Here is a 13,013-nt window from a genome sequence, read left to right on the forward strand (position 1 = left end):
GATGAACAACAGATGCGTGTAATTTCTGGTGAATATGGTGGAAGAAGATTAAAGGCGGTGCCTGGCGTCAATACAAGACCAACAACAGATAAAATCAAAGAATCTATTTTTAATATGATTGGTCCTTATTTTGATGGTGGCGTTGTGTTAGATTTATTTGCTGGAAGTGGTGGGTTGAGTATTGAAGCAGTTTCCCGAGGCTATGATCGTGCCATCCTCATTGATAAAGCACCACAAGCCATTCAAACCATTAAAGAAAATATTGAGATAACAAAGGAAGTAGAAAAATTTGATGTTTTTCGTAATGATGCTAAAAGAGCGATTCAACTATTAGCTAAAAAAGAGGAAAAAATTGACTTATTATTTCTTGATCCACCCTATGCAAAGCAAGAAATTGTTCAACAAATTGAACAAATGAATCAGTTAGACTTATTTAATCACCAAGCGATGATTGTTTGTGAAGTAGATAAACAGGTTGATTTACCTGAGATGATTGATGATTTTATTTGTTTGAAGAATGAAAAATATGGTGTAACTAAAATTGTAATTTATGAAAAGAGGGCTTAGTATGACAAAAGTGGCATTAGTTCCAGGAAGCTTTGATCCACCCACTAATGGGCATATTGACATGATGAAAAGGGCCGCTGGTTTATTTGATCAAGTGATTGTTTCCATTTCTACTAATAGTTCAAAGTCTTCCTTATTTACGGTTGCAGAAAGAAAAGCTTTTATTGAAGAAGCTTTAAGTGAATACTCAAATATTCAAGTTGCCATTCATCAGGATGGATTAACCGTTGATTTTGCTAAAGAAGTTGGCGCAAATGTGATGGTTCGAGGGCTACGAGGCATGGCTGATTATGAATATGAAGCACAAATAGCTGCAATGAATCATTATCAAAATGAGCAAATAGAAACGGTCTTTTTAATGACAGATAAAAAATATCAATTTGTCAGCTCAAGTATTATTAAAGAAGTGGCTAAATTTAATGGGCGTATCACAGATTTAGTTCCGGCAAATGTTGTTGCTGCTTTAAAACAAAAATTGAAGCAGGATTAGGGGGCTTTATCAATGAAAGAAAAAATAAAAAAATATAAAATCCCCCTTATTTTAGTCAGCTTTATCGCGTTGCTATTTATTGGCTATTTTCCATTAGATTATTATATTGAGTCCCCAGGTAATGCCGTTAGGTTAAATGATTTAGTTGAGGTAGATCATGAATATGATCAAAATGATGGCAGTTATATGCTAACCACTGTTAGGATTGCTAAAGCTACACCGTTAACTTACTTTTTTCAATATTTACCCTTTCGTGAAGGAATCAAGAGTACTGATTTATTTGATGAAGACCAATCAGAGGATGAATATGATATTGAGCAGCAACATGCCATGTCTAGTTCAATAAACAGTGCGATACAAGTCGCTTTTACAGCAGCAGATGAGCCTTATGAAGTTGATTATCACGGGATTTATGTTTTATCTGTGTTAAAAGAAAGTCAGCTTTATCAGCAAATTAAAGCGGGAGATACCATCACATCAATTGATGACCAACCATTTGAAAGCGCGCAGGAATTTACAGCCTATATTAGCTCTAAAGAAATTGGAGATAAAATTAGCATTGCATATGAAAATGCAGCTGGAAATAATGAGAAGCTGACCACTGAGTTAATCGATTTAGGCGAAGGCCGTGCTGGTATAGGGATTACATTAATTGATGATTATACCGTGACACCAAGTAAACCTGTCTCAATCGCAACTGATAGAATCGGTGGTCCCTCTGCTGGTTTTATGTTTACATTAGCCATTTATACCCAATTAACAAATGAGGATTTAAGAAACGGACGGGAAATTGCGGGCACAGGTACCATGAGCCCAGATGGTACAGTAGGTCGAATTGGTGGGATTGATAAAAAGGTAGTGGCAGCAGATAAAGAAGGGGCAGAAATTTTCTTTGCACCAGATGATGAAATCACACCTGAAATGAAAGAAATCTATCCTGATATCAAAACAAATTATGAAGAAGCAAAGGAAGCAGCAGAAAAATGTCAGACTAAAATGAAAATAGTTCCTATTCGTCATTTTCAAGATGCTTTAGATTATTTAAAAGAACATTCATAAAACAGCAAATTTATTTGCTGTTTTTTTGTTTATTTACATATATTAAAACTAAGGAGGTGAAATCATGGATGTGCATCAAATCATTCGCTATTATCAAACGTATAAAAAATATTTATTGATTGCAGGGATTGTGCTGGGGATGATTGTTCTTTTTTTGAGTCAATTATCAAAGAAAGAACAACCAGTAGTACAGTCTAACTTGACCAATCTATCAGAGGTTTCCGAAGAAGCAGATGCACCAGAAGAAATAAAATCACCACAAATATTTGTTGATATTAAAGGAGCGGTTTTACATCCAGGAATCTATGAAGTCTTACCAGAAAGTCGAGTAGCTAGTCTAATTGAATTAGCAGGTGGATTAACAGAGCAAGCAGATGCAAAACAAATAAATTTAGCCCAGCAGCTTCAAGATGAGATGGTTATTTATGTGCCAATACTTGGAGAAGAGCCGATGATACAAGAGAATGAAGGGGCTTTATCCCAACAAAAAGATTCAACAAAAATTAATTTAAATAAAGCAACATTAGAAGAGCTACAAAAAATACCAGGAGTAGGGCAAAAGAAAGCAGAGGCAATTTTACAGTATCGAGAAGAAAAAGGTGCCTTTAAAAAAATTGAAGAGATTACTGAGATTTCAGGAATTGGTTCTCAGACATTTGAGAAATTAAAAGAATTTATTGTTGTTCAATAAAAGAATACTTGCTTGATTATTTTTCCTTGCGTATACTAGAAAGAAAAGCAGAATAAGCTTAAGGAATAAACCAAGAGCTATCGCTAGAAAAAGGAGGAAATAAATTGATAGAAAGAATACCTTGGGACCAATATTTTATGGCACAGAGCCAATTATTATCACTAAGAAGTACCTGTACACGTTTAATGGTTGGTGCAACGATTGTGAGGGATAAACGTATTATAGCAGGTGGATATAATGGGTCAGTTACTGCGGATGATCATTGTATTGATGAAGGCTGTTATATTGTGGATGGCCATTGTTTAAGAACCATCCATGCAGAAATGAATGCCATTTTACAATGTGCAAAATTTGGCGTACCAACAGAGGGTGCTGAAATTTATGTGACACATTTTCCTTGTTTACAATGCACTAAAATGATTTTACAAGCAGGAATTAAAACGATTCATTATCAAGCTGATTACAAAAATGATGAATATGCTTTAAAATTACTTAAACAAGCTGGTGTTGCCCTACATCAAGTGCGTTTATCGCAAGATTATTTTAAACAATTGCATTTTGATGAAACTACTGATCATCAAGGCTGCGATTGCTAAGATTCCTTTAACGAGCGATGAAAGGTTATCTTATTTTTCCTGGTATATTATCGCTTTTAATCGTAGTTGCTTTATTTTATCCAAATGCTATTTTTATCTATTTACTACTTTTGTTATTTTTATTCCGCTTAGGCCACACAAAATGTTTAAAAGTGATTAGTCTTACCATTTTTTGTGGTCTAGTGGTGTTACTTGTTGGTTATTTTAAAATATATCATGTCTCAACCTTGCTTAATGGTACGGAAACACAGCTTCAAGTTCAGGTAGCGCCAGATGGGATTAAAGTAAATGGGAATCTCTTACGTTTACAGGGATCCTATCAAACGGATAAAGGCAAAGAAACACTCATTTTATTCTATACACTAGCCAATGAAGAAGAACAAAAAGCTTGGCAGAAACAATCTGATCCATTACAACTAGAGGTTATTGGTACACTAGAATGTCCTGAAGGCAATCGAAATCGATACCAATTTAATTATCAACAATATTTAAAACACCAGGGAATTCAGTGGGTTATGAGTATTGATCAGATTAAAAAGCAACAGGTGAACCAGCCAAATTGGTGGGCGTTTGATGTCAGGCTGACAAAGCTTCGCATACAGGCGATTCAAACATTGGAACAAAAATTTAATCAGCGATCTTTTAGTTATATTGTTGCGCTTGTTATTGGCAATGGTGATTTTATAGAGCCTGAGTATAAGGAAATTCAGCAACAGTTGGGGATTGTGCCGCTTTTTGTTATTTCTGGCTTACATATTCATTTTTTATGTCAGTTTATTGAGTATTTTCTATTAAGGATAGGTGTGACGAAAGAAAAAAGTCAGTGTCTTTTATTAGTCGGTTTGTTGATTTATGGTCAATTTGTTGGGTTTGGTGTGAGTGTCATGCGTGTGGTACTGATTCACTTCTTCACATTCCTTGCAGCCTTACTAAAACAACGGTTTGCATCACTTGATTATTTCTTTTTAGCACTGATTGTTTCGCTGCTTTATCAACCACAATTTATCCTAAATATTGGTTTTCAACTTTCTTATGGTGTCACAGCCATCTTCTTATTATTTGGATATCTTGTTCAACCGCTCTCAAGTATCAAAAAAAATCTGTTCCTCTCATTCTTAGCTTCTCTTTTTTCTGCACCTATTTTAGCCTTTCATTTCTTTGAAATTCCTCTTTATTCCATGTTATTTAATTGTTTATTATTACCATTCTTTGAGTGGGTGCTGATTCCACTTTGTTTTTTTCTATGTTTAGTAGGCTTATGTTTTTCAGCTACTTCACTAGTTTTAACGTTAGTCGTACAATTATCAAATGGTATTTTTCTTTTTTTAGATGATTTATTAATGTTTTTTGGTAAATTACCCTATTTAACTTTTGTAACAGGTAGGCTCTCCATTTTCACAATAAGTATTTATTTTTGCGGCTTTTTTGGTCTATTGATTTATTTATATCAACCTAAGAAATTTTATCGTTCTATTAGTAGCATCCTGGTTTGCTGTCTATTTATTTTAGTTGGTTCCATTCAAATAAAAAATTACTTCATGGCAGGGGAAGTGATGATGATTGATGTTGGGCAAGGAGATGCCATTTTAATTCGTTTGCCAAATCATCAGGGAGATTATTTAATTGATACAGGTGGACAAATAAGCTATGAAAAGGCAGCTTGGCAAATTCGCTCAAATGAACAAAGCTTAGCTAAAAAAACGCTGATTCCTTATTTAAAAAGTGAAGGGATTACAAGGTTAGAGACAGTATTTATTACCCATGCGCATTTAGATCATTTTGGTGCCTTAGAGGAATTAAGTGAAGAGATTCAAATTGATGAGGTCGTTTTTCCTAAAGGCTCTGACAAAAGCAGCACCTTTTCAACTGTTTTAAACAAGCTTGATGAAAAAGGGCTTCAACTAACACCAGTCTTGGCTGAAACGACTTATCAAAAGCAGTCATTTTCTGCTGAAATTCTCTTTCCGTTTAAAGTAGAAACAGGGGGAAACAATGATTCATTGGTACTTCAGACAACATTTGGTACATTGAGTTGGTTATTTGTAGGGGATTTAGAGAAAGAAGGAGAAGCTGAGTTATTAAAAAAATATCCGCAATTAAAAATAGATGTTTTAAAAATTGGTCATCATGGTAGTAAAACCTCTAGTTCAGCAGCGTTTATTGAACAGTTACAGCCAACTTATGGTTTGATTTCTTGTGGCAAAAAGAATCGTTTTGATCATCCGCATAAAATTACGCTTGATCAATTACTATCTAGCCAAGTGATGATTTACCGAACAGACTTACAAGGGGCAATTTATATGAAATACATGCCTAACGAACATGAGCCTTTTCAAAAGATTTTAACAAATGACTAAAAGAGCTTGCAATTTCTTGGATAGCTTTGTAACATAAAAGAGGAAGAAAGAAGGGATGAAATGAATTTTACCAAAGAAATGTCAAAAATTTCTCAACAGCAATTTTCATCTGTGTATCTCGTATTAGGTACTGAAGCATATTTGAGAGATCAAGCAAAAGCTAGTTTCTTAAAGAATGCATTATCAGAGGATGAAATCGATTTAAATTTTGGTAGTTATGATATGAATGTGACGCCACTAGCTGCTGCTATTGAAGATGCCGCTTCTGTTCCTTTTTTTGGTGATAGAAGATTGGTCTATATTGAAAACCCTTATTTCTTAACAGGGGAGCGTAGTAAAAGTAAATTAGAACATGATATTGAGCAATTAACTTCTTATTTAAATGATCCACCACCATATAGTGTGCTTGTTTTTTTCGCACCCTATGAAAAATTAGATGAACGAAAAAAAATTGTCAAGCAATTAAAAAAAGTAGCAACAATTATCGAAACAGGGGCACTTTCAGAAAAAGATACAAGACATTTTCTAAGAGACTATATTCAAAATGAAGGATATGAAATCTCACCAGAAGCATTTGAATTATTGATTCAGTTAACAGATGCCAATCTATCAAGTGCCATGGGAGAATTGCCAAAACTTTTTCTATATGTAGCAGACACAAAGAAAATTTCAAAAGAGATGGTTACAAATCTTGTTCCCAAAACACTAGAACAAAATATTTTTGATTTAGTGCCAGCCGTTTTAAATAAACAAGTTGAAAAAGCGTTGACGATTTATCGAGATTTATTATTACAAAAAGAAGAACCAATTAAAATTCATGCCATTTTATCCACTCATTTTAGATTGATGCTACAAGTTAGAATTTGTATACAAAAGGGCTATCAACAAGGAGATATTGCGAGCATGCTGAAAATCCATCCTTATCGTGTGAAATTAGCAATGCAGCAAGTGAAAAAATTTGATATGAACACTTTATCAACTGCTTTTCAAGGTTTAGTTGATGCAGAATATGCCTTAAAAACAGGGCAAGGAAATAGAGAAATGCAATTCGAATTATTTGTTTTAAAATTTGCTGATCAGCATGCAATGGCAAACTAAAAAAGAGTGAAGCTTGTGGTAAAAAAACAAGTTTCACTCTTTTTTAGACAAAAATAAAGCGCCCATCTAAATAGATGAGCGTTCCAAAATCAATTATTTAGCAAGTTTGCTAGTTAAACGAGATTTGTCACGGTTAGCTTTATTTTTATGAATCAATCCTGATGCAGCAGCCATATCAATAGCTTTGATTGCTTCGCTGTGTAATTCATTTAAATTATCAGAACCAGCTTCTACAGCTTGTTCAAATTTTTTGATTGCAGTACGAGTAGCGCTCATTTTAGAATTGTTTAAAGCATTTGCTTTTTCAGAAGTACGTACGCGTTTAATTGCAGATTCAATATTTGGCATTTGATTCACCTCCCACTTTCGATGATTGATAACTTTACAGTTATTTCCAACATCAATCATTATACCGAAAGATACTAGAGTTTGCAATAAAAAAGTGTAAAGTTTTTTTACTTGATAGGAACAAAGTTCTTCTGTTTGTGTTGAGGTAATAAAATAGAATGGTTGAGAATACATAGATGATATTTTTTATTGTAAAGAAGGAGGAGCTTTTGTGGGATTAAATCATTTGACAGAAGAACAAGTTTTTTCTTGGAAAAAAGGGAAAGAGAACAAAGTTTTTATTTTTATTATGGGAAGCAGATAATGATTGTAAAGGGCTCACAAGCTCAGGAGTTAATAGAAGATTTAGAACATGCAAATCAAGAAGAGGAACAATACCTTTTAGCTCGTATAACAGGTAATTTCAAACGAGGAAATGAAAGACTGGCAAAAGAACATCCAAAGTATCAGCGTAAAATTTAAATAATGAGATAATGCTTGATTTATGGTAAAATAGAGGAGTATTCTCAGTAATACGAATAAAGGGAAATTAAAAGGAGACGATACTATGGCAAAAGAAGTATCTGGTTTAAAGTTATATTTTAGAAATGATGAAACATGGCACATTGAAAAAAAATATATCGGAGACTTATGGATTAAGCATATTACAACAAGCATCGGCCGTATTGGAGACAGTGATATTCAAGAAATCCATCCTTGTGAATCATTACGTGTTCAAATTCACCCAGAAGCTGATAGTGTAAAATCGATTGATATCAACACTGGTGGTTTAGAAATGGGAATGTTTGATCGTGTGAATAAATATCCAGATATTGAAAAAATGGATATTTTATATACAACAAATGAAGCAGATCGTATTTATTTCCCCTATTTACCAAAAGATGAAGATGGTATTTATAACAAATTCCAAAGCTCAGTGATTTCTGAAGATAACTATTTATACTTAACAATTGATCCAAATAAATCTGTTCATGATATTTATGATGCAGACTTTATTCAAAACAAAGGCAGTGTTTATTTTACAACAATTGACTAAATGTGAGGTTCATTTTATTTTATGAAAGGATGGTCGATATGGCTTCGTTTCGTGAAATTGTTGTCAATGAATGTACCTTTATGTGGAAATATCGTTTTGATGAGGATGACTGTCAAAACGATTCTAGTTTCTGCTGATAAGAAAGGGAAACTGATTATTTATTTCCGAACGTATCAGTGGGATTATGGTTATTGTCCTTTTAATAAAGGACTACCTGCATGCTATCGAAATGAACATGTCATTATCAATTTAAACCAACCTAAATATATCGCTGAAATGATTGATTATTTACTTCAACAACCTAAGCTTGATTTTTTATGTCAAACAGTTGAACTAAATAATGGTCTTGAGCTATTACATCAATTAGGTTATGTGTTTGATTATAAAAAATCTTTAAATGAATAAATATTCCTTTAAAGAGACCTATTTAGACTGTAAGAGCTATCTTTTACCCAAGATAGCTCTTTTTTTGTATCAGAAGACTAGATGTTTATTGAATTAATCCTCATAGATTGGTATAATTTGTTGTGATGTTTTTGAGATAGATACAGAAAGTAGGATAATAATAGATGATGAATAAAGATGAAATGTTGGAAAGGCAGTCGAAAATTCGTAATTTCTCGATTATTGCTCATATTGACCATGGTAAATCCACATTAGCAGATCGGATTTTAGAAAAAACGAATACAGTATCAACGCGTGAAATGCAACAGCAATTGCTCGATTCAATGGACTTAGAAAGAGAACGTGGGATTACCATTAAGTTAAATGCTGTTGAGCTACAATATACAGCAAAAGATGGGGAAACTTATATTTTCCATTTAATCGATACACCTGGGCATGTGGATTTCACTTATGAAGTTTCACGAAGTTTAGCAGCCTGTGAAGGGGCAGTTTTAGTTGTTGATGCAGCACAAGGAATTGAAGCGCAAACATTAGCCAATGTTTATTTAGCGTTAGATAATGATTTAGAAATCTTGCCAGTCATTAATAAAATTGATTTACCAGCAGCAGATCCAGAGCGTGTTCGTGGTGAAATTGAAGATGTGATCGGGATTGATGCAAGTGAAGCCGTTTTAGCAAGTGCGAAAGCTGGAATTGGGATTGAGGACATATTAGAGCAGATTGTGGAGAAGGTTCCTGCACCACATGGGGATACTGAAGCACCTCTTGAAGCCCTTATTTTTGATTCAGTCTACGATTCATATCGTGGCGTTATCTTAAATATCCGTGTGATGCAAGGGGTTGTTAAACCTGGTGATACAATTAAAATGATGAGCAGTGGTGCAACCTTTGAAGTTGTTGAAGTGGGAATCTTTTCTCCTAAGCCAATTCCTCGTGAATTTTTAATGGTAGGAGATGTTGGGTATTTAACTGCAAGCATTAAAACGGTTAAAGATACACAAGTAGGAGATACGATTACATTGGCAGAAAGACCAGCAGCAGAAGCTTTGCCAGGATATCGTAAAATGAATCCAATGGTTTATTGCGGTCTGTATCCAATTGATTCTTCAAGATACAATGATTTACGTGAGGCTTTGGAAAAATTACAACTGAATGATGCAGCGTTACAATTTGAAGCGGAGACATCTCAAGCATTGGGCTTTGGTTTCCGTTGTGGTTTCTTAGGATTACTGCATATGGATGTGATTCAGGAGCGTTTAGAGCGTGAATTTAACTTAGATATGATTACAACTGCGCCATCTGTAATTTACCATGTTAACTTAACTGATGGCTCACAAGTAGTGGTAGATAATCCAGCAGAAATGCCTGAAGCTGGGGTGGTTCAATCCGTAGAGGAGCCTTATGTAAAAGCGAGCATTATGGTGCCAAATGACTATGTTGGTGCGGTTATGGAAATTGCACAGCGTAAACGTGGGGACTTTGTGACAATGGATTATCTAGATGAGTTTCGTGTTAATGTGATTTATGAAATTCCTTTATCTGAAATTGTTTATGACTTCTTTGATAAATTGAAATCAAGTACAAAAGGCTATGCTTCATTAGATTATGATATTATTGGCTACCGTCCAAGTAAATTGGTGAAAATGGATATTATGCTAAATAGTGAAAAAGTGGATGCTTTAAGCTTTATTGTGCATAGAGACTTTGCTTATGAGCGTGGGAAGCTAATCGTTGAGAAATTACGCGCTTTAATTCCAAGACAGCAATTTGAAGTGCCCATTCAAGCAGCAGTTGGACAGAAGATTTTAGCTCGTTCTACAATTAAAGCTTTACGTAAAAATGTTTTAGCCAAATGTTATGGCGGAGATATTTCTCGTAAACGCAAATTGTTAGAGAAACAAAAAGAAGGTAAGAAACGGATGAAACAAATTGGTTCAGTTGAAGTACCCCAGGATGCATTTATGGCTGTGCTTAAAATGGATGATGAGCAACCAAAGAAATAGTAAGATTAAAAAATTTTCTGAGTCGTTCGAATGGAAGTGTTTAGTGTTCATTTAGACTTAGAAAATTTTTTATTCGTGTACAAGAAAGAAGGGTGAAAATGAAATCTAGAGAAAATGATATTGATTATTTAAAAGGAATAGGAATATTTTTTGTTGTTTGGGGTCATGTTTGGTTAATACCAGGCGATATTTTTCATTACATTTACAGTTTTCATATGCCGTTATTCTTCATGCTTTCTGGTTATTTATATTATATGCACAGAGAACGTTATCATAAAAATACATTCAAGCAATTTATAAAAAATAAAGCTCGAAGTTTGTTAGTTCCATATCTTAGTTTTTATGTAGTCTCACTCATACTTACGGCTATTACTGCATCAATACAACTGAATGTTTCTTTTTTTGTGATAACACTTAAAGGGATTTTTTTGTCAAATCATTGGCAGAATGTTAATAACTTTGCTTTATGGTACTTACCCTTATCTTTTATTGCAATTATTATCTTTTATTTATTGGAAAAAAGGGGGAAATGGCAACTTTTTTTAGGTGTTTGTCTATCTTTAATCCTTACTCCAATTTCTTATCAAATGCTCTATCAATCAACTGGACGTGTACCATTTACAATTCATGTATTATTTCCAGCTATTGTATTTTTAGCAATTGGTTATTGGATGAACAAATATAGTTGTTTAGAATGGCTAAAAAAACAATATTTTGCTAAAACCATTTTGCTTTTAATAGTGGGAGGAATTGGTTTAAGTACCTCGTTGAAGTGGCCTAGTGAAATATTATTTATTGAAAATATAGGATATTTTGTAACTGCAGTGTTAAACCTGTTATTTATTCTATGGGTTTCTTTAAATAATCAGAATAAAGTTATTAGTTACCTTGGAAAGCACTCTTTATTTATTTATGGTCTTCATCGACCCATCATTCATTTAATGAATCATTACCAAGTTGAGCGTATATTAAATCGTTTAGCAATTAAAGGTCTCTTTGCTAGTCTAGTTATAACAATTAGCGCAATTATTTTCAGTTTATTGTTGATGTATATATATATGACTCTAAAAAAAATTATTTTAGTCAACAGTGTAGAAAAAAATAACTATCAGACTCCCTAGCATACCAATTAAATTAATAATAAATCGATCTAAATCAAGCTAAAAAAACGTTTAAATTCGAGCGCCAAGTAGGAACCTGTTGTCATCTACACAGTAATTTTGTGTTAGCAGGAATTAAAGGGGGTGAAATTAGTCAAGTCAAGAAAACTGTTTAGTTGTTTAAAATGATATAAAATATGGAAATAGATATTGACGGAAAAAGTAAAATTATGAGGAGGATTTAAATGAAAAAAGTTGGATTCATATTAGCTCTAAGTATTGTTTTAATAGGATGTACCTCTAAAAATAATTCAGATGTAACATCAAAAGAAGATTCGAGCAAAATATCAGAAGTGGTAGAAGAAAGTAAGGCATCAACAAAAAATGGACAAGCTGAATTAGCTTCTCAAAAAGAAGAATCCACTAACACAGCGCAAACAGAGAATCCTTTTCCAGGATATTCTGATGACCAAATTGAGTATGCAAGAGTTGTGATGGCTGTGTATCATAGCTATGAAATCACTCAACTTCCTATTGAAATCAGTGTGACAAAAAATCCCGCTGGCACTCAAGTATTGCCCTTTGATGGCTCAGTAGTATTACCAGAAGAAAGTATAACAATCTCAGCAAGTGTTGATCAAACGATGGCGGGAACGTTAATATTTACATATATTTCTCACCATGATGGAAGTATTTCTTTTTATAAAGTACCAAATCATTATCAAGGTGAGCGCTACACCAATAATCCAGAATGGGTAAAAACTGAAACACAAAATATGTTAGATCAGATGAAACTTTTAGAGATACCTACTACAAATGATGATGTTGTATCAGAGGTTATTTCTTTTGTTACAATGAATTAAGTCATTAAAACTAGACTAGCGCTATTTAGATTGTCACTTGTGACAATCTTTTTTTTATCAGGAAAAAGCTGTTTTAACTAAGCGCTTTATTTAAAAACAAACATCGTTTCTAGAGAATCTATGTAAATTTTTTATTTTCTCAAAGAAAAAAATATGTTAAAATAAATTACAGGAAATAATACGCTTACATTCTGAACGAAGGAGTGGACATCTATGATTAAAAAAAATGCAAGTTTCTTATTTTTTATCTTGATTGCAGCTACAATGCTTAGCTACATTTTAATTAAGCTAGGTTCAAGTACGATTGCGTACTCAAATATTCCAGGGCTGGTTACCATTATATTGGCTTCAACTTATCACATTGTTAGAAATAGCAGAAAGAATAAAATAGAATAGAAAA

The 13,013-nt window shown here is 33.4% G+C and carries 15 protein-coding genes; 14 read left to right on the plus strand and 1 reads right to left on the minus strand.

Going from position 1 to position 13,013, the window contains the following annotated elements; genetic code table 11:
- Nucleotides 1-12 precede the first annotated feature (12 nt).
- From rsmD to holA, 7 genes are all read left to right on the plus strand, one after another.
- Complete coding sequence (gene rsmD / locus BMW29_RS05595; protein ID WP_092651201.1) at nt 13-567, plus strand: 16S rRNA (guanine(966)-N(2))-methyltransferase RsmD; 555 nt, start codon at nt 13-15, stop codon at nt 565-567.
- A 1-nt stretch (nt 568) separates the two neighbouring features.
- Nucleotides 569-1,057: a pantetheine-phosphate adenylyltransferase gene (gene coaD / locus BMW29_RS05600; protein ID WP_092651203.1), complete on the plus strand. Its 489-nt coding sequence runs from the start codon at nt 569-571 to the stop codon at nt 1,055-1,057.
- Nucleotides 1,058-1,069: 12 nt separating this feature from the next.
- A complete protein-coding gene (locus tag BMW29_RS05605; protein ID WP_092651205.1) occupies nt 1,070-2,116 on the plus strand; it encodes a SepM family pheromone-processing serine protease in 1,047 nt (348 codons plus the stop codon).
- A gap of 64 nt (nt 2,117-2,180) precedes the next feature.
- Nucleotides 2,181-2,807 carry a helix-hairpin-helix domain-containing protein gene (locus BMW29_RS05610; RefSeq protein ID WP_092651207.1) on the plus strand — a complete coding sequence of 209 codons (627 nt, stop codon included), beginning with the start codon at nt 2,181-2,183 and terminating at the stop codon, nt 2,805-2,807.
- 107 nt (nt 2,808-2,914) lie between these two features.
- The gene (locus BMW29_RS05615) at nt 2,915-3,403 is read left to right on the plus strand and encodes a ComE operon protein 2 (RefSeq protein ID WP_092651361.1); all 489 of its coding nucleotides are present in this window, start codon (nt 2,915-2,917) and stop codon (nt 3,401-3,403) included.
- 17 nt (nt 3,404-3,420) lie between these two features.
- Complete coding sequence (locus tag BMW29_RS05620) at nt 3,421-5,760, plus strand: DNA internalization-related competence protein ComEC/Rec2 (RefSeq protein WP_092651209.1); 2,340 nt, start codon at nt 3,421-3,423, stop codon at nt 5,758-5,760.
- A 60-nt stretch (nt 5,761-5,820) separates the two neighbouring features.
- A complete protein-coding gene (gene holA, locus BMW29_RS05625; RefSeq protein ID WP_092651211.1) occupies nt 5,821-6,858 on the plus strand; it encodes a DNA polymerase III subunit delta in 1,038 nt (345 codons plus the stop codon).
- Nucleotides 6,859-6,951: 93 nt separating this feature from the next.
- Here holA and rpsT read toward each other — a convergent pair whose 3' ends face one another.
- Nucleotides 6,952-7,206: a 30S ribosomal protein S20 gene (rpsT, locus tag BMW29_RS05630; protein WP_092651213.1), complete on the minus strand. Its 255-nt coding sequence runs from the start codon at nt 7,204-7,206 to the stop codon at nt 6,952-6,954.
- Nucleotides 7,207-7,509: 303 nt separating this feature from the next.
- Between rpsT and BMW29_RS13835 the strand changes: the two genes are divergently transcribed.
- The 7 genes from BMW29_RS13835 to BMW29_RS05660 all read left to right on the plus strand — a co-directional run bounded on the left by BMW29_RS13835 (nt 7,510) and on the right by BMW29_RS05660 (nt 13,009).
- Nucleotides 7,510-7,668 (plus strand): ABC transporter ATP-binding protein, encoded by a 159-nt coding sequence (locus tag BMW29_RS13835; protein WP_143047334.1) that lies wholly within the window; start codon nt 7,510-7,512, stop codon nt 7,666-7,668.
- A gap of 85 nt (nt 7,669-7,753) precedes the next feature.
- The gene (locus tag BMW29_RS05635; RefSeq protein WP_092651215.1) at nt 7,754-8,242 is read left to right on the plus strand and encodes a hypothetical protein; all 489 of its coding nucleotides are present in this window, start codon (nt 7,754-7,756) and stop codon (nt 8,240-8,242) included.
- A gap of 99 nt (nt 8,243-8,341) precedes the next feature.
- The gene (locus tag BMW29_RS05640) at nt 8,342-8,647 is read left to right on the plus strand and encodes a hypothetical protein (RefSeq protein ID WP_143047335.1); all 306 of its coding nucleotides are present in this window, start codon (nt 8,342-8,344) and stop codon (nt 8,645-8,647) included.
- A 167-nt stretch (nt 8,648-8,814) separates the two neighbouring features.
- Nucleotides 8,815-10,650, plus strand: coding sequence for a translation elongation factor 4 (gene lepA / locus BMW29_RS05645; protein WP_092651362.1), 1,836 nt, complete (start codon nt 8,815-8,817; stop codon nt 10,648-10,650).
- 98 nt (nt 10,651-10,748) lie between these two features.
- Nucleotides 10,749-11,771 (plus strand): acyltransferase family protein, encoded by a 1,023-nt coding sequence (locus BMW29_RS05650; protein ID WP_092651219.1) that lies wholly within the window; start codon nt 10,749-10,751, stop codon nt 11,769-11,771.
- A gap of 224 nt (nt 11,772-11,995) precedes the next feature.
- Nucleotides 11,996-12,613 (plus strand): hypothetical protein, encoded by a 618-nt coding sequence (locus tag BMW29_RS14115; protein ID WP_245706239.1) that lies wholly within the window; start codon nt 11,996-11,998, stop codon nt 12,611-12,613.
- A 213-nt stretch (nt 12,614-12,826) separates the two neighbouring features.
- Nucleotides 12,827-13,009, plus strand: coding sequence for a hypothetical protein (locus tag BMW29_RS05660; protein ID WP_092651221.1), 183 nt, complete (start codon nt 12,827-12,829; stop codon nt 13,007-13,009).
- The last annotated feature ends 4 nt before the right edge of the window (nt 13,010-13,013 follow it).

Source organism: Isobaculum melis (assembly GCF_900111355.1).
Taxonomy (GTDB): domain Bacteria; phylum Bacillota; class Bacilli; order Lactobacillales; family Carnobacteriaceae; genus Isobaculum; species Isobaculum melis.